Consider the following 19,394-nt stretch of genomic DNA (forward strand, 5'->3'; position numbering starts at 1 on the left):
AATTCTTTCCCGACCGGCCGTGGCATGCAAGTGGGCATTATCCCTTTGCGGGAACGGGGTTAACCCATGGTCGAGCGCGATCGTGCCGGATTGAAAGGTCCGCGGCGTCAGGTGCGCGTCAGTGCGCAAGGCCGAAAGTCGTATTGGGGCGGGTTTCACGCCGATGTTACCTTGGAGCCAAGACCTGGGTTGATCCGGCACGACCGGATATCCGGGGCGCGAGGAAACGCATTTCGGGGAGCGACTCAACATGTCGACAATGGCTGTGTCTCAAGCGGGCGCGGGAGGAATGACGAAGGACGAACGGTTCGTCATTCTCGCCTCCTCGCTCGGTACCGTCTTCGAGTGGTACGACTTCTACCTCTACGGTTCGCTGGCCGGCATCATCGGCGCGCAGTTCTTCTCGGCCTATCCGCCAGCAACCCGCGACATCTTCGCGCTGCTGGCCTTCGCCGCGGGCTTCCTCGTCCGTCCGTTCGGCGCCATCGTGTTCGGGCGCGTCGGCGACATCGTCGGCCGCAAATACACCTTCCTCGTCACCATCCTGATCATGGGTCTGTCGACCTTCATCGTCGGCCTGCTGCCCAATGCGGCGACCATCGGCATCGCGGCCCCGATCATCCTGATCGCGCTGCGCCTCGCCCAGGGCCTGGCGCTCGGCGGTGAATATGGCGGTGCGGCGACCTATGTCGCGGAGCACGCGCCGAACGGCAAGCGCGGCTATTACACCTCGTTCATTCAGACGACCGCCACGCTCGGCCTGTTCCTGTCGCTGCTGGTGATCCTGTTCACTCGCAGCGCGATCGGCGAGGCCGATTTCGCGGCCTGGGGCTGGCGCATCCCGTTCCTGGTCTCGGTGCTGCTGCTCGGCATCTCGGTCTGGATCCGGCTCCGCCTCAGCGAATCCCCGATCTTCCAGAAGATGAAGGACGAGGGGAAGAGCTCGAAGGCGCCGCTGACGGAAGCCTTCGGCAACTGGCAGAACGGCAAGCTCGTTCTGCTCGCGCTGCTCGGCGGCGTGATGGGCCAGGGCGTGGTCTGGTACACCGGCCAGTTCTACGCGCTGTTCTTCCTGCAATCGATCCTGAAGGTCGACGGCTATACCGCTAACCTCCTGATCGCCTGGTCGCTGCTGCTCGGCACCGGCTTCTTCATCGTGTTCGGCGTGCTCTCCGACAAGATCGGCCGCAAGCCAATCATCCTCGGGGGCTGTCTGATCGCCGCGCTGACCTTCTTCCCGATCTTCAAGATGATCACCACCAACGCCAACCCGGCGCTGGAAAAGGCGATCGAGTCGGTAAAGGTCGACGTGATGGCGGATCCCGCGGGTTGCGGCGACCTGTTCAACCCGGTCGGCACCCGCGTCTTCAGCGCGCCTTGCGACACCGCACGCGCCTACCTGTCGGGCGCGTCGGTCAGGTACTCGACCGTGCCCGGCCCGGCCGGCTCCGGCGTGAAGGTGGTGGTCAACGGCAAGGACATCGCCTACGCCAACGCCAAGGACGGCAATCCCGCGCTGCTCGCCGCAGTGCAGGCAGCTGGCTATCCGAAGCCGGGCGATGCGGGCATCGTGAAGATGTCGCATCCGTTCGACATCTTCCGTCCGCAGGTGGCCGCGACCGTCGGGCTGCTGTTCATCCTGGTGATCTTCGTCACCATGGTGTACGGCCCGATCGCCGCGATGCTGGTCGAACTGTTCCCGACCCGCATCCGCTACACCTCGATGTCGCTGCCCTACCACATCGGTAACGGCTGGTTCGGCGGCCTGCTGCCCGCGACCGCGTTCGCGATCGTGGCTTCTACAGGCGATATCTATGCGGGTCTCTGGTATCCGGTCATCTTCGCATCGATTACCGTCGTGATCGGCTTCTTCTTCCTGCCCGAGACCAAGGACGTCGACATCAAGGCGACCTGATCGACAGCAGCGATCGACAATACGAACCGGCCGCGGTCTCCGCGGCCGGTTTTGTTTTGGGATCAGTGATTGCTGCCGATGAATTGCAGCACCACCTCGCGCCGGTGCGGGCGCCTGCGGTGCTCGATCAGGTAGATCGCCTGCCACGTACCGAGCGCGAGCTTGCCGTTCAGGATCGGGACCTGAAGCGAGGCCCCGGTTAGCATCGTCTTGATATGCGCCGGCATGTCGTCCGGTCCCTCGGTGTCGTGCGTCCAGCCGCCGTTTTCAGGCGCGAGCCTGGACAGCGACGTGGTGAGATCGACGAGCACGGACGGATCGGCGTTCTCCTGGATCGTCAGCGAAGCCGAGGTGTGCCGGATGAACAGCGTCAGCGCGCCATCGCGCGCCTGAACCTCATTGATGAACTTCGCGGCTTCGCTGGTGAGATCCGTGAAGCCGCGGCCGGGCGTCTGCACGGTCAGCAGTGACGATGCGACGGTGGTGGCTTGCACCGACGATGGCGCCGAGCGCGTGACGGATTTGCCTGATGTCATGAAAGATCTCTCAACTCGGAATGCCGCCGTAGGGTGGGCAAAGGCGCGTAGCGACGTGCCCACGTCTTCTAACGTCACGGTGGAAACATGGTGGGCACGGCGTAAGAACGCCTTTGCTCACCCTACGGCAGCTCAACGCATGGATAGCGCGAAGAGGTCCTCAAATCTTCCCCGAGACGTCCTTCTGCACGCGGTTGGCCATGTCGATCAGCCGGCGCCAGGCCTTTTCCAGGAACGACATCACCCGATCGACATCCTGGTCGCTGGGCAGCGGAATCTCGATCTTGCGGTCCCCCTCGGCGACCTTCGGGTCCTTCTTGAGCGGATCGGATTTCGGCAGCGCCTCGTCGATCTTGCCGGACACGGTCGGCCCCGCCGCGATCTGCCCCTTCAGCTTCTCGACTTCGGCCTGGAGCCGGCCGATCTCGGCGTCGAGCGCGGTGCGTTCGTCGGGCACCGCGTAACAGGCCCAGCCGGCGCCATTCCTGCTGCAGGTCGATACCGTGCCGGTGCGGGTGTCGAGCCGCAGCACGCCTTCGGGGATGGGCGTCATGCTGTAGCGGCCGTTTTCGCTGTCGGGCGCGGACTGTGCGGTAACCAGGCCGCCGCCGATGGTCATCATCGCGGCGAATACCGCCGCTGCAAGCCATGATGCTGTGGATGAATTTGCTGGTCTCATCGCGCTCTCCGCCATGGCGCTTCTGTGGCTCTCTTCAATTCTACACCGCGGCGAGGCGATCTGCCGCCCAAAACGCGCCACCGATATCAACGATCGCGGCAATCCCTTTGATCCCGCCGGCAGGACGAAATGGTGGTCGCATTCGCCGATCATGAAGAGAGCTGCTGCGGTGCGGCGTCACGCTGTGTGCAGCGTTGCCGGGCGCGCCAATATCATCAAGTAAATCAGATACATAATAGAACGCGACGCAATCGTGACTTGGCTTGACTTGATTATGGGCCATCAGTATGGTCCGCGCGGCTTTTGAGGGTGGCGGGCGTAATTTCCATTCAGCCGCGGCGTTTCGGGTCTTCGTTGCATGACACAGGGCACGGGACACGGCGAGAATGGGGATCGCGATAGATCGTCCGAGGAAGCTGCGCTTTCCGAACGGCTCGGAAATCTTGATCAGCGGTTGTCCGAATTCCGGGACCGACGAATCAAGACCGAGCAACCCGCAGGTGACGGTGAAGACAGAGCGGCCAGAGCTTCGGCGATGGCGCTTGGTTTCCGGTTATCCTCCGAGTTGGTCGCCGGGGTCGTTGTCGGAGCGGGGATTGGCTGGGGTTTCGACCGCTTGCTGTCGACGTCGCCTTTCGGATTTATCGTGTTCCTGCTGCTGGGCTTCGTGGCCGGCGTGGTGAATGTGGTGAGAACGGCAGGCGCGGGTCAAAACAGGCGCGGTGATTCTTAAGCGATCCGCACCAACAGAGGAATGATCGTGCCGGCCATGCCGGTACGGGCCGGCCCGGCCGGCAGACCGAGACCCGCCGGCATTGCCCGGCAGACCAAGAGATGCCGCGCTGATGAAAATCGACCCGATCCACCAGTTCAACATCGAGCCTCTCTTCACCCTGGGCCATATCGGCAATCACACGATCGCCTTCACCAATTCGTCGCTCTACATGCTGGTGGCGGTGGCGATCATCTCGTTCCTGATGCTTGCCAGTGGCACGCAGCTGGTTCCCGGGCGCCTCCAGTCGGTCGCCGAGATCTCCTACGAATTCGTCGCCTCGACCATCCGTTCGACGGCCGGCGCGGAAGGCATGAAGTTCTTCCCGCTGATCTTCTCGCTGTTCATGTTCATCTGCGTCTCGAACCTGGTCGGCATCATCCCCTATACCTTCACGATCTCGAGCCATCTGATCGTGACGGCCGCGCTCGCGCTTTTGGTCTTCTTCACCGTGCTGATCTACGGCGTCGCCAAGAACGGCCTGAAATTCTTCTCGATCTTCGTGCCTCACGGCGTCCCCGGCTACATCCTGCCGCTGGTGATGTTCATCGAGATCCTGTCGTTCTTCCTGCGGCCGGTCTCCCACAGCGTCCGTCTGTTCGCCAACATGCTGGCCGGCCACATCGCGCTCAAGGTTTTCGCGGGCTTCGTCGCCATGCTCGGCTTCTCGCTCGGCGCGCTCGGCTGGGTCGGCGGCGTGCTGCCGCTGGCGCTCACGGTCGCGCTGTACGCTCTCGAGATTCTGGTCGCGTTCCTGCAGGCCTATGTGTTTGCGATCCTGACCTGCATCTACCTGAACGACGCCATTCATCCGGGACACTGAGCGGTCCGGGGAATTTCCACCCACAACCCAATCTTTCTTCCAAGGAGTCTAAAATGGATCCGGCAGCAGCAAAACTTATCGGCGCGGGCATCGCATGCATCGGCATGGGCGGCGCGGGCGTCGGCGTGGGCGTGATCTTCGGCAACTACCTTGCCGCGGCCGTTCGCAATCCGTCGGCCGCTCAGGGCCAGTTCGGCAACCTGATCTTCGGCTTCGCCGTGACCGAAGCGCTTGGCATTTTCTCGCTGCTGATCGCGCTGCTGCTGCTGTTCGTTCCGCTCTGAGGACGATGTTTCGCGCCGCTTCGACCGAAGCGGCGCGCATGACGGCAACAGGAGTAATCCATGGCTGAGAGTCATGGCGGGGCGAAAAGTCCGGCGGCGGGCGCCCACACCGAGTCCGAAGGCGGTCACGGTGGCGGTTTTCCGCCTTTCGAGAGCGGCACCTATGCTTCACAGCTGGTGTCACTCGCGATCTTCTTCGTCGCGCTTTACGTGATCGTGTCCAAGCTCGCTCTGCCGCGCGTCGGCGGTGCGATCGAGGCACGTCAAAACAAGATCGAGGGTGACCTCGCCGAAGCGCAGAAGCTGAAGGACCAGTCCGACGCGGCGCTGAAGGCCTATGAGGGTGAGCTTGCTTCGGCACGTTCGCGCGCGCAGGCGATCGGCAACGAATCCCGCGACAAGGCGAATGCGCAGGCGGAAGCCGAGCGCAAGGCGCTTGAAGAGCAACTGGCGGTCAAGCTCGCCGAGGCGGAAAAGACCATCGCCTCGACCCGCACGACGGCCATGAGCAACGTCCGCGGCATTGCGGCCGATGCGGCAGGCCAGATCGTGCAGCAGCTCACCGGTATCGTTCCGGACGCAGCCTCGGTCAGCACTGCCGTTGACGCGTCCTTGAAGGGTTAGTCGATATGTTCTTCGATCCTGAAACCTGGGTCGCCATCGCCTTCGTGATCCTGATGGTCCTGTTCGGCTATCTCGGGGTCTTCAAGAAGGTGACGACTGCGCTCGACCACCGCGCCGACCGCATCAAGGCCGAGCTCGACGACGCGACGCGCCTCAAGCAGGAAGCGGCCAAGGTGCTCGCCGACTACAAGGCGCGCAGCGCCACGGCCGAGCGCGAGGCTGCCGACATCATCGCCAACGCCAAGTCCGAAGCCGAGCGCATCGCGACCGAGGCCAAGGCGAAGATGGAAGACTTCGTCGCCCGCCGCACCAAGACCGCGGAGAGCAAGATCGCGCTCGCCGAGGCCCAGGCGGTGGCCGATGTCCGCGCCGCAGCCGCGGAAGCCGCCGTCCAGGCCGCCTCCACGATCCTGTCGCAGTCGGTCAAGGGCCAGGTCGCCGACGACCTGCTCGCCAAGGGCATCAACGAGGTTCGGCAGAAGCTGAACTGAGGGGTTTCGCCTCACCAATCAAAAAGCCGGCGCGCGAGCGCCGGCTTTTTTGTTGGGCAGGCCTGTAGCCGCAAATCAGGTGTCATCACCCGCGAAGGCGGGTGATCCAGTATTCCAGAGACAGCAATGGGATACGGAGAAGCCGCGGCGTACTGGATGCCCCGCCTTCGCGGGGCATGACAGCGAAGCTATTTCTTCTTCGGCCTTGCCTTTGGCTCGGGCGAGAGCGCCTGCGGGTCGAAGCCGACATAGAAGATGTAGGAATCGGCGATCTTGGCCGAGGGCACCGGATAGGCCAGATCCTCGGCGATGAAGGTGAAGGGCACGCTGCCGCCCTCCGACATCTCGACCGTGGTCCGGTACGCCTTCGAGGCGATCACCTTCTCGCCGACGCCGCCCTGCACCACGGCAATGCGCAAGGGCACCTCGACGGTCGCAGGCGCACCGGCGGGACCGGCGATGACACGGCCCTGGATGCCGATCCGGGCCGTGATATCGCCGCCATTCCGGGTACATTCACGCGCCATCTTGGTGATCGTGGCCTGGAAGCGGATCTCATTGCCGACGGCCGGCTTGCCGGCGGCGCCGACCGCGTAGGTCGAGGCCCCGGCGCGCACCGTGACCTGCGGACAATCGACGTCGTCGGCCGCCGGCTGGCCGGGTGCCGGCGCCGGCGCGGGCTGGGCCGGCTCGTCGGACTTGCCGCCGAACAGGCTCTTGAAGCGGTCGGTGAGCGACTGGGCCGCCACCGGCGAGACGGCGGCGAGGGCAACCGACAACGCCAGCGCGATCCCCGTACCCCGCCGCAACGCATTCCGCGATGACCGAAGCTTCTTCACCATCAACGCCCATACTCCATGACCATCCTCCAGCCGATCGCCGGCCGGCCAGCGGTTTATATCGCCAAAATCGGCGAACCCAAGGCAGCAAACAAGGAGACTTTGGCAGCACGAGCGGCAGCTCAGCCGCGGAAATCCTCGTGCAGCAGGCCGAACAGCAGGTGGTCCTGCCAGACCCCGTTGATGCAGAGATAGCGGCGCGCCAGGCCCTCGCGGGAGAAGCCGCACTTCTCCAGCACCCGGATCGACGGCGCATTGGTCGGGATGCAGGCGGCCTCGACCCGGTGCAGATTGAGCTCGCCGAACAGCGTCGGCAGCAGCACCCGGAGCGCCGCCGTCATGTAACCGCGATGGGCATGAGGCTTGCCGACCCAATAGCCGATGGTGCCGGCCTGGACGATGCCACGGCGGACATTGGCGAGCGTGATGCCGCCAACCATGGCGCCATCGAGCTCACGGAAGATCAGGAAGGGATAGGAGCGGTCCGCGGCGATGTCCTCGGAATAGCGCCGCAGGCGGCGGCGGAAGCCGGACCGGGTCAGGTCATCCGACGGCCAGATCGGCTCCCAGGGCGTGAGATAGTCGCGGCTGGACTCGCGCAAATGCGCCCACTGTATGAAGTCCGACATCTGCGGCGCGCGCAGCAACAGGCCGTTGCCGCGCGGCGCGAGGGCGGCGGGTCCACTGGATGGCAGGCGAAACAGGGCCATGGTGATGCTTCCCGGGGCAGATCAGCCCGTGCGCGGCTCCTAATGCAGCCGCGCCTTGGCACGTGCCCGGGTCAATCCTTCCGCAAAAGATACCGCCGTGTCCAGACCCCTGCCACTGCCCAATGCGACAACTGCAGGGCGGCTCCGCGAAAGCAGCGCACGCGCGGCATCCCGGGTTGATTCGACGCTGACGGCGTCGATCCGGGCCACCAGTTCCTCGACCGTCTGCGGCCGGCCATAGGCCAGCACATGCCGGGCCAGCTGCTCGGCGCGGGACGAGCAGCTCTCCAGCGCCATCAGGAGGCCCGCCTTCATCTGCGCCTTGGCCCGCGCGATCTCGGCCTCGGTCAGCGTCTCCACCGAATCATTCATGATATCGACCACGACCTCCATCATCTCCGGCGCGTCGGCCGGATCGGTGCCGGTGTAGAGGCCGAAGAAGCCCGTGTCGGTGTAGGGCGCGTGGAACGAGTAGATGGAGTAGCAGAGGCCGCGCTTCTCGCGCACCTCCTGGAACAGCCGCGACGACATCCCGCCGCCGAGGATGTTGGTGAAGACCTGGAGCGAGAATAACGACAGATCGCTCTGCGGCACGCCTTCCAGCGCCAGCGTCAGATGCGCCTGCTCGAGCTCGCGATGCACCACCTTGGCGCCGCCCTTGCCGAACTGGGCGGCTTGCGGCTTCGGACCCGGCGTCCCTTCGAAGCTCGCAAAGCGCTTCTCGACCTCGGCGACGACCTGCTTGTGATTGACCGCGCCGGCTGCCGCCACCACCATGTCGGGGCCGCGATAATGCGTCGACAGATAGCCGCGCAGCATGTCGCGGTTGAAGGCGCGCAGGGTCTTGGCGGTGCCGAGCAGCGAGCGGCCCATCGGCTGGTCGGGATAGCAGAGCTCGTTGAGATGCTCGAACACGACGTCGTCGGGCGTGTCCTGCGCGGCACCGATCTCCTGCACGATGACGTTCTTCTCGCGCTCGAGCTCGTCGGGCTCGAAAGCGGGATTGGCGAGGATGTCGGCGAGTACGTCGAGCGCGAGCGGCACGTCGGCCTTCAGCACCCGCGCATAATAGGACGTGGTCTCGGTCGAGGTGCCGGCATTGAGGTCGCCGCCGACCGCCTCGATCTCCTCGACGATCTCGCGCGAGGAGCGCTTGGTCGTGCCCTTGAACGCCATGTGCTCGAGCAGATGCGAGATGCCGTGCTCGTTCGGCTTCTCGTCGCGCCCGCCAACGCCGGCCCAGACGCCGAGCGCCGCGGTCTCGAGATGGGGCATCTCGTCGGTGACGACGGTCAGGCCGGAGGCAAGCTTGGACATCTCGACACTCATCCGGCAACTCCCTGTTTTGCGGCCCGGCTGACCGACAGCACGAACCGCTCGACCTCGGCCTGATCGTTCTTCATCACCTTCATGTGTTCGGATTTGGTCATGAGACCGTCGAGCCAGGCGGGCAATTGCGGCCGCTGGCCGCAGGCTGCCTCGACCGCATCGGGGAATTTGGCCGGATGGGCGGTGGAGAGCACGATGCTGGGCACCGTCGTATCGGTGGTGTCGCGGTCAGCGACAGCAAGCGCGACCGCGGTATGGGGATCGACCAGCTCGCCCGCCTCGCGCCAGGCGGCGCGGATCGCGGCTGCGGTTTCGGTCTCGTCGGCCCGGCCGGCGTCGAATTCTTCACGGATTGCGGCCAGCATCGCGTCAGGCAACACGAAGCGCCCCGACTGCTTCAGCGAGTCCATCAGACGGCGCACGCCGGCCGCATCGCGCCGGCCGGCCTCGAACAGCAGCCGCTCGAAATTCGAGGAGATCTGGATGTCCATCGATGGCGACGCGGTGGCGTGCACCTCGCGCACCTCGTAGATCCCGGTCTTGAGCGTGCGCGCCAGGATGTCGTTGACGTTGGCGGCGATGCGCAGCGTGCGCACCGGCAGCCCCATCCGCTTGGCGACATAACCGGCAAAGATGTCGCCGAAATTTCCGGTCGGCACGACGAAATCCACCGTGCGCGCCGGCGCGCCGGCGGCGACGGCGGAGGTGAAGTAGTAGACCACCTGGGCGACGATGCGCGCCCAGTTGATGGAGTTGACGCCGGAGAGCGAGGTCGCATCGCGGAAGCGATGGTTGTTGAACATCCCCTTCACGAGCGCCTGGCAGTCGTCGAAATTGCCCTCGATGGCGAGCGCATGGACGTTGGCCGCGCCCGTGGTCGTCATCATCCGCTGCTGCACTTCGGAGATGCGGCCGTGCGGGAACAGCACGATGAGATCGACATTCTCCAGGCCCGCGAACGCGTCGACCGCGGCGCCACCGGTGTCGCCGGAGGTCGCGACCACGATGGTGGTGCGCTGGCCGCGCTTGGCGAGCACGTGGTCCATCAGCCGCGAGATCAACTGCATCGCCACGTCCTTGAAGGCGAGCGTCGGACCGTGGAACAGCTCCAGCACGAATTGATGCGGCGTCATCTGGCGCAGCGGCACCACCGCCGGATGGCGGAAGGTGGCATAGGCCTCGTTCGCCATGCGGCCGAGCTCGGCATCCGAAATCTCGCCGCCTGCGAACGGACGGATCACGTCGACTGCGACCTCCCAATAGGGGCGGCCGAAGAAGCCAGCGATGGCCTCGGTCGAGAGCTGGGGCCAGGTCACTGGCACATACAGGCCGCCGTCACGGGCAAGCCCAGTCAGCATCACGTCACAGAAGCCGAGTTCTGGGGCCTCACCCCGGGTCGAGATATAGCGAGTCAAACTGCCCTCCAAAGGCCGGCCGGCCTTGAGCCAGATCCATAAGCCTTTGATTTCATGAAACTACTTGTTAACGGCCAGAGGCGTTGGGCCACCATAAAGTGTTTTGCGGCATCGGGAAACCGCTTCCCGCCTGTGCCCCGCTCAACGAAAAAGGGCTGCGGCGATGCCGCAGCCCTCTCTTGGAAGGTCTGTCGTTGATATGTGCAGACCCGGTTTGCCTCGTGCGGGTTGCCGGCCCGCCAAAACTGTCGGCCAAGTTCTCGGCGCCCGTCACGAAATCGTCAAGAGCCAAAACCGGGGGCAAGAAAATGTTCCTATTTTTCCCGGCGCGTTACGAGTTTCGCAAAGGCATCCCTGCGAGCGCTCGCGCACCATTGCCGCTTTTTCCCGAAATTTCGGGTGGTTCAGGAACGAATAGCACTCCGGCCCATTGTGTCGGCGGATGGTGTCGGCGCTGTCCATGCATTGCCCGGCTAAGCGTCGAGACCCGATCCGCCCGGCCGGACCGGCTGCATCCTGGAGCAGCCGGTTCGGTGCCGGGCCGCAAGTGCGCGGGCGTCAGCTCATCCCGATTTCGACCGCGATCCTGATCAGGTCGGAATGGTTCTTGGCGCCGAGCTTCTGCTTGAGCAGGGACGTGGTGTTGGCGACCGTCTTGTAGGAGATGCCGAGCGCCTCGGCGACCTCGACGATCTTGTCGCCACGGCCGAGCAGGCGGAGAATCTCGAGCTCCCGCGGCGTCATCTGCGAGGCCGGATTGGCCTTGATCGCCGCACCGGAGAACGTGACCGCCTCCGCGAGCTGCGGCGAGATGAAATTGTCGCCGGCGACCACCTTGCGCACCGCCTTGAGCAGAATCCGGGGATCGTCGCCCTTGGAGACATACCCCTGCGCGCCAAGCTCGACCGCCCGCACCACGAAGGCCGGATCGTCGTTCATGCTGAACATGATGATCTTGGCATCAGGGTCGTCCTTGCGGATCCGCCGCATCAGCTCGAAGCCGGAGACGTCGGGCAGGCTGATGTCGATGACGGTGACGTCGGGCCGCTTGCTGATATAGGCGCGATGCCCGGATTTGGCGTCGGTCGCCTCGTCGATACGGATCGAGTGGTCGGACGCGAAAAGGGTGCGGCATCCTGACAGCACCACGGGATGGTCGTCGACGATCAGAACTCGGGTCGCCGGTTTGGCGGTATCTTGCATCGCGCGCTCTCTTGTTTTTCGACTCATAGACCGACGGGAACAAATGGAAAGAGCAAATCCCGTCAATGCGCGTTAGAATTGACCTAATGTGGCAGCGGCTCTCATTCAGAACACAATTGTTTCTTCCGCTCGGCTTGAGCTTCCTCGCCGCACTGGTCATGGGCGGCGTGCTGCTCCAGAGCTTCGCGACGGGGCAGCTTGCCGACGAGAATGAGCCGGGCCGACGCTCGACCCGGACGGTCGCCGAGGCCCTCAACAACAGCCTGAAGGCCTCGGACGACCCGCGGAAGATACTCGATGCATTTGTCCATTCTTTGGACAGCTCCTCGGATATTCAATTCCGTTCAGTGGAAGCAGGTCCCGCCCCCTCTCCAAAGGACAGCCTGCGTGATCTGCATGGCGTGCCGCATTGGTTCGTGGACCTGATCGCCATCCCGGAGATGGACGCAGCATCTCCCGTCATCATCGACGGCAGGCGCGTCGGCGACATCGTGTTCATGCCGGACCTGTCAGCCGATCTGTTCGAGAAATGGATCGGCTTCCTGGCGCTGACGAGCCTCATCGCCGTGCTGATGATGCTGACTGGGACAATTGCCTATCTCTTTGCGGGATCGGTGCTGCGTCCCCTGCAAGATCTCGGCGCGGGCCTCACGCGAATCCGGCGCGGCGATTATGCAACGCCTATCCCGGTCGCAGGACCGCAGGAGATCCGGCAGAGCTGCGAGGAAGCCAATGCGCTGGCGATGACGCTCGCGCAATTGAGTCAGGATAATCGCGACCTGCTGCACCGCCTGGTGTCGCTCCAGGACGACGAGCGGCGCGATCTCGCGCGCGAGCTGCACGACGAGCTCGGACCGCTATTGTTCGGCATCCGCGCCAGCACGATCGCGCTGAGCGAGGCCTCGGGAAATCTCGGCAACCCGGCGCAGGAGGTGATGCGATCTGTCGAAGCGCTCCAGCAGACCAACCGCCGCATCCTCGACCGGCTGCGGCCGCTTTACATCGAGGAATTGGGGCTCAAGACCAGCGTGCAGACGCTGCTCCAGAACTTTCGCAGACAGGCGCCGCATATCAGCCTGACGGCCACGATCGATCCTGGCCTGAACGAGATCGACCGACCGCTGGCCCAGACCGTCTATCGCCTGATCCAGGAGGCGCTGACCAACGTGCTGCGCCACGCCGGGGCGAACAATGTCCATGTGCTGGCGACCATGGCCGGCAAGGTGCTCACGATTGAGATCTCCGACGACGGCGGCGGCTTTCCCGCCGACAACGTCTTCGGCCGCGGCCTGACGGGCATGCACGAGCGCGTGCGCGCGCTCAGCGGATCGCTGTCACTGCTGCGCGCCGACGAGCGCACCTATGTACGCTGTCGCCTGCCGGTCGAGACGGCGCGGGACGAGCCGGCTGCCGGCTAGCTAGCACGCACCATCGGCATGCGGAGTCTGCTCCGCCGGCTCGCACATGGTGCTGTAGATCTTGCCTTCGGGACTGAAGCGAAACGAGGCGTGGATACGCAGCGAGCCCGCGACGGAATATTCGAGATCGATGCCATGCGGCACTGGATTGATCTCCTCCAGACCGAAGCCTGCCGACGAGAAGGTGCTGAGCCGCGGTCCCCAGTAGGTTTCGAGCTCGCGCCGCCCGCGATAATGTCGCTTGCCGTTGCACATGCATTCGACCCGGGCGTCGTCCGCATAGAGATCGAGGAGCGTCGCGAGGTCGCCCTTCCGGCAGGCGTCCACCCAGTCGACGACAATTCCCATCTGGTCGAAATCGCTCACACCAAAATCCTGTCTGCCGCGAAAAATTTGCGTGCGGCTTAGGACCACCCTCGTGAATATGTCCTGAATAATAAACCCCGGGCGATACCGGGTTCCCTCCGGGAGCCTACGGAAATTTTCAGGCCGGACGCCGCCCCCTCGCCCAGACCCCGAATGCGATCAGCACCGCGCCGGCGAGCGCGAACCAGGTGATGGCGTATTGCAGATGATCGTCCTTCAGATGGACGTCGAGCGGGCCGGGACGCGGAATGCCGTTCTCGGGGACGGGTTGCTCGAGATCGACGTAGAACGGTGCGACCGTGCCCCAGCCGAGCGCCCGGGACATGGCGAGATGATCGCGGGTGAACCACAGCCGTTTGTCACGCTCAGCGTCAGGCATCAGCACGCTGGCTGTTTCGGGGAAACGGACGTAGCCGGTCAACATCGCCGGCTTGTTGGTAATGAGTCGCGCGACCGCCCGATCCTGCAGGGCGCGGTCCTGTTGGGTGTTCGGCACGAAGCCCGCGTTGACCGCGACCATATCGCCGCCAGGCAGCCGTGCGGGAAGGAAAGCCCAGGTGCCGGGGCCGGAAATGTCGGAGCGGATGGCGGAGCCGGAACTGTAGACCATCGCATCCAGACGGGACTCGTAGGTCGCCGTAAATGTGACCCGACGGAATTCGTCCCGCTCCGGCGTCAGCGTGCTCCATTGCGACGGCGGCGGCAACGCAACAGGTGCCGCCGCGAGACGCTCGGTCAATGCGGCGATCAACTGATGTTTCGCGACGCGGCGCTGCAATTGCCAGACGCCGAGCGCGACCAAGACGGCGGCCAGGAAAAGCGTGAACAGCGCGAAGCCGGCCACGCGGGGCTTGCGCGCGGTCTCGTTCATTTCGCGCGGTCGACCAGCCGGCCCGGCGCCGCCTTGTGGTGGAATTGCAGCGCGATCAGCAGCGACTTCATCGCGCGCAGCGGCAAGAGCGTGGTCACGAGGATCAGCGGCAGCCACAGCGCGGCATGCAGCCAGTACGGCGGCTGGTATTTGACCTCGACGATCAGCGCGCACGCAACGACGATCCCGCCGGCCAGCATGATGATGAAGATCGCAGGACCGTCGCCGGTGTCGATGAAGGCATAGTCGAGGCCGCAGCGGTCGCAGCTGGGCGCGAGCGTCAGGAAACCCGCATAGAGCTTGCCCTGGCCGCAGCGCGGGCACTTGCAGGCAAGCCCGCGCAGCGCGCTTTGCAGGACGGTCGTCTCGGGCTCGGATGGGCCGGTGGTATCGTTCATGATGACGGACTCTAGAGCATTATCGGTTCTGATTGAATCAGAACCGAAGCTCCAGACTCTTGTTTTGACGCGTTCTCTTCACGCGAACCGGTATCCACTTCGCTCGAAAACGCTCAATCACGGTTTCCGCCAAGCTTCCGGCGGCCCAAAAGCGAAAGGGCGGCCCTGCGGCCGCCCTTTCTGATCGGTCCAATGCGGCTCAGTGCGCGCCGTGGGCCATGGTCTCGGCGCCGTGTCCCCACACATAGATGCAGAGGAACAGGAACAGCCAGACCACGTCGACGAAGTGCCAGTACCAGGCGGCGAACTCGAAGCCGAGGTGCTGTGTCGGGGTGAAGTGGCCGGCATAGGCGCGGAACAGGCAGACCAGCAGGAAGATGGTGCCGACCAGCACATGGAAACCGTGGAAGCCGGTCGCCATGAAGAAGGTCGCGCCATAGACGTTGCCGCCGAACGAGAACGCCGCGTGGCTGTACTCATAGGCCTGCACGCAGGTGAAGAGCGCGCCGAGCACGACGGTGAGGATCAGGCCGTATTTCAGGCCCTGGCGATCGTTCTCGAGCAACGCGTGGTGCGCCCAGGTCACGGTGGTGCCCGACGTCAGCAGGATCAGCGTGTTCAGGAGCGGCAGATGCCAGGGATCGAAGGTCTCGATGCCATGCGGCGGCCAGGTGCCGGGCACGGCGCAGGCGCCAGCCGCGGTGCCGAGACCGCAGCCGAACACGGCGTCGCGTGTGGCGTGGACGGCGTCGGCCGGGAACAGCGCCGCGTTGAAATAGGCCCAGAACCAGGCGACGAAGAACATCACCTCGGAGGCGATGAACAGGATCATGCCGTAGCGGTGATGCAGCTGCACGACGCGGGTGTGATCGCCCTTGTACTGGGCTTCCCTGATCACATCGCCCCACCAGCTCACCATGGTGTAGATCACGCCGACGGTGCCGGCACCGAAGATGATCGGCGCGGCCGAGAACATGTGGTGCATCCAGGTGATCGCGCCGACCGCCATGACGAAGGCCGAGATGGAGCCGACGACGGGCCACGGGGAGGGATCCACCAGGTGGTAGTCGTGATGCTTGGTGTGCGCCGTTGCCATTTGCGGTCTCTCTCCTCAATCCCGTGCCTGTCCGGCACTTATCCCCTTGTGTCCGACCCCCGCGGCATGAGCCCGGCGGTCAGAGATTTCCCTTGCGTTTGTCGTCCTCGCCCGACGCCAGCGGCTTCACCACGGGATCGCGCACCGGATAGAACGTGTAGGACAACGTGATCGTGTTCAGCCCGTCGTTCTCGTGATCGTCGGCGATCGACGGATCGACGTAGAACACGACCGGCATCTCGCGCTTCTCGCCCGGCGCCATGGTCTGTTCGGTGAAGCAGAAGCAGTTGATCTTCTGGAAGTAGGAGCCGACCGTCAGGGGCGCGACGTTGTAGGCCGCCTGGCCCGCGGTGGTGCGCGCGGCCTGGTTGGTCACGGTGTAAAAGACGGTCACGACCTGGCCGATATTGACCTCGATCTCGCTCTGCTCCGGCTCGAACTTCCAGGGCAGGCCGGGCGCGACGTTGGAATCGAAGCGCACCGCGATCTTCCGCGCGATCGGGCCGGTGGCCGGCGCCGAGGTCGCAACCTGCGTCGTGCCGTTGAAGCCGGTGGCGCGGCAGAACCAGTTGTAGAACGGCACCGCCGCGTAGGAGGCACCGACCATCAGCGCCACCACGCCGCCGCAGATCGAGGCGACCAGCACGTCGCGGCCAAGACCCTTGGAAGGCCCCCGCCCCTGCCTAGCTGTCCGGCTCTGATCCCGCGATATGGTGGGCTCTCGATCCATGTTTCCTACATCGGCCGGACGAGTACTGCCGGTCCCTTGACGATGGTGACGGCGAAGAACAGCACCACGAGCACGCCGAGCGCGAGCGCGATCGCGATCGAGCGCTGGCGGCGGCTCTTCTTCTGCGCCTCCGTGAGGACGATTCCATTCATCTCAGGTTTGTCGGCCATTCCAGCGATCATGCGCCCCCTACCATCGGAGCAAGCGCCCGGAACACGACTTCGGCCAGCAGGGTCGCAAACAGTGCGAACAGATAAAGGATGGAGAAGGCGAACAGCTTGCGGGTCGCGCGCAGCGATTGGCTGCGCTCGCGGCGCATATAGACGTTGATCGCGAGCACAAGCATGCCGGCGCCGAGGATCAGCGAGACGATGCCGTAGATGGCGTCGAAATAGCCGAGCGCCCACGGGGCGGCGGCGACCGCGATCAGCACGATGGTGTAGAGCAGGATCTGAAGCCGCGTCGCGTCGGGACCGGCGACGTTGGGCAGCATCGGAATGCCGGCACGCGCATAGTCGTCGGAGCGGAACAGCGCCAGCGCCCAGAAGTGCGGCGGCGTCCAGAAGAAGATGATGGCGAACAGCAGCAGCGGCTCGACGTCGACGGTGCCCGTGACCGCGGCCCACGCCACCACTGGCGGCAGCGCACCAGCGGCGCCTCCGATTACGATGTTCTGTGCGGTCCGGCGCTTCAGGATCATCGTGTAGATCACGACGTAGAAGAAGATGGTGAAGGCGAGCAGCGCGCCCGCGATCCAGTTGACGAGGATGCCGAGCGTCATCACCGAGAAGAAGGCGAGCGTCATGCCGAACGCCATCGCCTCGGGACGGGTGATGCGGCCGCGCGGAATCGGCCGGTTTGCCGTGCGCGACATCTTGGCGTCGATATCGCCTTCGAGCGCCATGTTGAGCGCTCCGGAAGCGCCGGCACCGACCGCGATGCAGAGCAGCGAGGTGATGGCCAGCACCGGGTGGAAATGCCCGGGCGCCATCGCCAGTCCGACCAGCGCGGTGAAGATCACCAGCGACATCACCCGCGGTTTGAGCAGCGCAATGTAGTCGCCCACGTCCGCTTCGGAGATGCGGGGATCGATGTCGATGGCGTTATGGTCGAGGACGGACACTAGTTTTGACTCGCTTCGCTAAAGAGCCGCGGCGCCCGTCACGGGCGCCGCGAGCGTTGGTTTACTGCACGCGGGGCAGCACTTCGAACTGATGGAACGGCGGCGGCGAGGGCAGCGTCCATTCCAGCGTGGTCGCGCCCGCACCCCACGGATTGTCGCCAGCCGGCACCTTTTTCGCGAAGGCGTCGAACACGCAGTAGAGGAAGATCAGCACGCCGAAGCCGGAGATGTAGGAGCCGACCGAGGAGACCAGGTTCCAGCCGGCGAACGCGTCGGGATAGTCGACGTAGCGGCGCGGCATGCCCGACAGGCCGAGGAAGTGCTGCGGGAAGAACACAAGGTTCACACCGATGAAGGTGACCCAGAAATGCGCCTTGGCCAGCCCCTCATTGTACATGTAGCCCGACATCTTCGGGAACCAGTAGTACCAGCCGGCAAAGATCCCGAACACCGCACCGAGCGACAGCACGTAATGGAAGTGCGCGACGACGTAGTAGGTCTCCTGGAGCACGCGATCGACGCCGGCATTCGCCAGCACGACGCCGGTGACGCCGCCGACCGTGAACAGGAAGATGAAGCCCACCGCCCAGATCATCGGCGCACGGAACTCGATCGAGCCGCCCCACATCGTGGCGATCCACGAGAAGATCTTCACGCCGGTCGGAACCGCGATGACCATCGTCGCGGCGACGAAATAGGCCTGCGTCGCCGAGGACATGCCGACCGTGTACATGTGGTGCGCCCAGACCACGAAGCCGATGCCGCCGATCGCGACCATGGCGTAGGCCATGCCGAGATAGCCGAACACGGGCTTGCGAGAGAAGGTCGAGACGATCTGGCTGACCATGCCGAAGGCGGGCAGGATCAGGATGTACACTTCGGGGTGACCGAAGAACCAGAACAGATGCTGGAACAGCACGGGATCGCCGCCGCCGTCCGGCGCGAAGAACGTCGTGCCGAAATTGCGGTCGGTGAGCAGCATGGTGATCGCACCGGCGAGCACCGGCAGCGACAACAGCAGCAGGAACACCGTCACCAGGATCGACCACACGAACAGCGGCATCTTGTGCAGGGTCATGCCCGGCGCGCGCATGTTGAAGATCGTGGTGATGAAGTTGATGGCGCCGAGAATCGACGAGGCGCCCGCCAGATGCAGCGACAGGATCGCGAAGTCGACGGCCGGGCCCGGATGGCCGGAGCTCGACAGCGGCACATACATGGTCCAGCCGGCGCCGACGCCGTTGGCACCCGGCTCGCCCTCGACGAAGGTCGACATCAGCAGCAGCGCGAAGGAGGCCGGCAGCAGCCAGAACGAGATGTTGTTCATGCGCGGGAACGCCATGTCGGGCGCGCCGATCATCAGCGGCACGAACCAGTTGCCGAAGCCGCCGATCATCGCGGGCATGACCATGAAGAAGATCATGATCAGGCCGTGAGAGGTCACGAACACATTATAGGTGTGCGTTTCGTGGAAGATCTGCACGCCCGGATACATCAGCTCGGCACGGATCGCGATCGACATCGCGGCACCGATGACGCCGGCGATGACCGCGAAGATCAGGTACATCGTACCGATGTCCTTGTGGTTGGTCGAATAGACATAGCGCCGCCATCCGGTCGGATGGGCGTGCTCGTCATGTCCGTGGTCTTGCGCGTGATCGCCGTGTGCCGCTGCGCTCGTTGCCATTTTCAAATCCTGCCTTGCGTCCCGTTCGGACCTTCTGCGGTCCCGCCCTTTATGTCGCTTTCTGTCCCTCGAGCCTTCGCCCGGC

23 protein-coding genes are annotated in these 19,394 nt (G+C 64.4%); 8 read left to right on the forward strand and 15 right to left on the reverse strand.

Annotated features, from left to right (window positions below; all coding sequences use genetic code 11):
• The first annotated feature begins 289 nt into the window (after positions 1-289).
• A complete protein-coding gene (locus tag CT676_RS25770) occupies positions 290-1,915 on the forward strand; it encodes an MFS transporter (RefSeq protein ID WP_193560909.1) in 1,626 nt (541 codons plus the stop codon).
• A gap of 62 nt (positions 1,916-1,977) precedes the next feature.
• Here CT676_RS25770 and CT676_RS25775 read toward each other — a convergent pair whose 3' ends face one another.
• Together CT676_RS25775 and CT676_RS25780 are read right to left on the reverse strand one after the other, a co-directional pair.
• A complete protein-coding gene (locus CT676_RS25775) occupies positions 1,978-2,451 on the reverse strand; it encodes a secondary thiamine-phosphate synthase enzyme YjbQ (RefSeq protein ID WP_085402614.1) in 474 nt (157 codons plus the stop codon).
• Between the two features lie 160 nt (positions 2,452-2,611).
• Complete coding sequence (locus CT676_RS25780) at positions 2,612-3,070, reverse strand: hypothetical protein (RefSeq protein ID WP_343287548.1); 459 nt, start codon at positions 3,068-3,070, stop codon at positions 2,612-2,614.
• Between CT676_RS25780 and CT676_RS44290 the strand changes: the two genes are divergently transcribed.
• The 6 genes from CT676_RS44290 to CT676_RS25810 all read left to right on the forward strand — a co-directional run bounded on the left by CT676_RS44290 (position 3,063) and on the right by CT676_RS25810 (position 6,124).
• On the forward strand, positions 3,063-3,353 hold the full coding sequence (locus CT676_RS44290; protein WP_167768151.1) for a hypothetical protein: 291 nt from the start codon (positions 3,063-3,065) through the stop codon (positions 3,351-3,353). The genes CT676_RS25780 and CT676_RS44290 overlap by 8 nt on opposite strands.
• Before the next feature lie 135 nt (positions 3,354-3,488).
• Positions 3,489-3,863: an AtpZ/AtpI family protein gene (locus tag CT676_RS25790; RefSeq protein ID WP_063980777.1), complete on the forward strand. Its 375-nt coding sequence runs from the start codon at positions 3,489-3,491 to the stop codon at positions 3,861-3,863.
• Between the two features lie 112 nt (positions 3,864-3,975).
• Positions 3,976-4,725: a F0F1 ATP synthase subunit A gene (locus CT676_RS25795; RefSeq protein ID WP_071916889.1), complete on the forward strand. Its 750-nt coding sequence runs from the start codon at positions 3,976-3,978 to the stop codon at positions 4,723-4,725.
• A 53-nt stretch (positions 4,726-4,778) separates the two neighbouring features.
• Positions 4,779-5,009, forward strand: coding sequence for a F0F1 ATP synthase subunit C (locus CT676_RS25800; RefSeq protein WP_007599451.1), 231 nt, complete (start codon positions 4,779-4,781; stop codon positions 5,007-5,009).
• 60 nt (positions 5,010-5,069) lie between these two features.
• A complete protein-coding gene (locus tag CT676_RS25805) occupies positions 5,070-5,633 on the forward strand; it encodes a F0F1 ATP synthase subunit B' (protein WP_085402616.1) in 564 nt (187 codons plus the stop codon).
• A 5-nt stretch (positions 5,634-5,638) separates the two neighbouring features.
• Positions 5,639-6,124, forward strand: a complete 486-nt coding sequence (locus tag CT676_RS25810; protein ID WP_085402617.1) for an ATP F0F1 synthase subunit B — start codon at positions 5,639-5,641, stop codon at positions 6,122-6,124.
• 188 nt (positions 6,125-6,312) lie between these two features.
• Here the strand turns inward: CT676_RS25810 and CT676_RS25820 are convergent, their stop codons facing one another.
• The 5 genes from CT676_RS25820 to CT676_RS25840 all read right to left on the reverse strand — a co-directional run bounded on the left by CT676_RS25820 (position 6,313) and on the right by CT676_RS25840 (position 11,620).
• Positions 6,313-6,966: a hypothetical protein gene (locus tag CT676_RS25820; protein ID WP_085402618.1), complete on the reverse strand. Its 654-nt coding sequence runs from the start codon at positions 6,964-6,966 to the stop codon at positions 6,313-6,315.
• A 119-nt stretch (positions 6,967-7,085) separates the two neighbouring features.
• Entirely contained in the window at positions 7,086-7,673 is a 588-nt protein-coding gene (locus CT676_RS25825) for a GNAT family protein (protein WP_014498500.1), read from the reverse strand.
• Positions 7,674-7,712: 39 nt separating this feature from the next.
• Positions 7,713-9,002 (reverse strand): pitrilysin family protein, encoded by a 1,290-nt coding sequence (locus CT676_RS25830; RefSeq protein WP_028148714.1) that lies wholly within the window; start codon positions 9,000-9,002, stop codon positions 7,713-7,715.
• On the reverse strand, positions 8,999-10,417 hold the full coding sequence (thrC, locus tag CT676_RS25835) for a threonine synthase (RefSeq protein ID WP_014498502.1): 1,419 nt from the start codon (positions 10,415-10,417) through the stop codon (positions 8,999-9,001). The genes CT676_RS25830 and thrC overlap by 4 nt, the downstream gene beginning before the upstream one ends.
• 558 nt (positions 10,418-10,975) lie before the next feature.
• Positions 10,976-11,620 carry a response regulator transcription factor gene (locus CT676_RS25840; protein ID WP_014498503.1) on the reverse strand — a complete coding sequence of 215 codons (645 nt, stop codon included), beginning with the start codon at positions 11,618-11,620 and terminating at the stop codon, positions 10,976-10,978.
• Positions 11,621-11,706: 86 nt separating this feature from the next.
• Here CT676_RS25840 and CT676_RS25845 point away from each other — a divergent pair, with 86 nt between their 5' ends.
• Complete coding sequence (locus tag CT676_RS25845; protein WP_085402619.1) at positions 11,707-13,038, forward strand: histidine kinase; 1,332 nt, start codon at positions 11,707-11,709, stop codon at positions 13,036-13,038.
• Here the strand turns inward: CT676_RS25845 and CT676_RS25850 are convergent, their stop codons facing one another.
• The 8 genes from CT676_RS25850 to ctaD form a co-directional block, all read right to left on the reverse strand.
• Positions 13,039-13,404 (reverse strand): nuclear transport factor 2 family protein, encoded by a 366-nt coding sequence (locus CT676_RS25850; protein WP_085402620.1) that lies wholly within the window; start codon positions 13,402-13,404, stop codon positions 13,039-13,041.
• A 118-nt stretch (positions 13,405-13,522) separates the two neighbouring features.
• A complete protein-coding gene (locus tag CT676_RS25855; RefSeq protein ID WP_085402621.1) occupies positions 13,523-14,275 on the reverse strand; it encodes an SURF1 family cytochrome oxidase biogenesis protein in 753 nt (250 codons plus the stop codon).
• On the reverse strand, positions 14,272-14,673 hold the full coding sequence (locus tag CT676_RS25860; protein ID WP_085402622.1) for a DUF983 domain-containing protein: 402 nt from the start codon (positions 14,671-14,673) through the stop codon (positions 14,272-14,274). Before CT676_RS25860 ends, CT676_RS25855 begins: the two co-directional genes overlap by 4 nt.
• Before the next feature lie 199 nt (positions 14,674-14,872).
• Positions 14,873-15,769 (reverse strand): cytochrome c oxidase subunit 3, encoded by an 897-nt coding sequence (locus CT676_RS25865; RefSeq protein WP_085402623.1) that lies wholly within the window; start codon positions 15,767-15,769, stop codon positions 14,873-14,875.
• Between the two features lie 79 nt (positions 15,770-15,848).
• Entirely contained in the window at positions 15,849-16,499 is a 651-nt protein-coding gene (locus CT676_RS25870; protein ID WP_028151626.1) for a cytochrome c oxidase assembly protein, read from the reverse strand.
• 5 nt (positions 16,500-16,504) lie between these two features.
• Entirely contained in the window at positions 16,505-16,681 is a 177-nt protein-coding gene (locus CT676_RS25875; RefSeq protein WP_014498510.1) for a hypothetical protein, read from the reverse strand.
• Positions 16,678-17,622, reverse strand: coding sequence for a heme o synthase (locus tag CT676_RS25880; protein ID WP_085402624.1), 945 nt, complete (start codon positions 17,620-17,622; stop codon positions 16,678-16,680). The genes CT676_RS25875 and CT676_RS25880 overlap by 4 nt, the downstream gene beginning before the upstream one ends.
• 61 nt (positions 17,623-17,683) lie before the next feature.
• Positions 17,684-19,309 (reverse strand): cytochrome c oxidase subunit I, encoded by a 1,626-nt coding sequence (ctaD, locus tag CT676_RS25885; protein ID WP_085402625.1) that lies wholly within the window; start codon positions 19,307-19,309, stop codon positions 17,684-17,686.
• Positions 19,310-19,394: the final 85 nt, after the last annotated feature.

Origin of the sequence: Bradyrhizobium sp. MOS001, assembly GCF_004634465.1 — a bacterium.
GTDB classification, from domain to species: Bacteria; Pseudomonadota; Alphaproteobacteria; order Rhizobiales; family Xanthobacteraceae; genus Bradyrhizobium; species Bradyrhizobium barranii.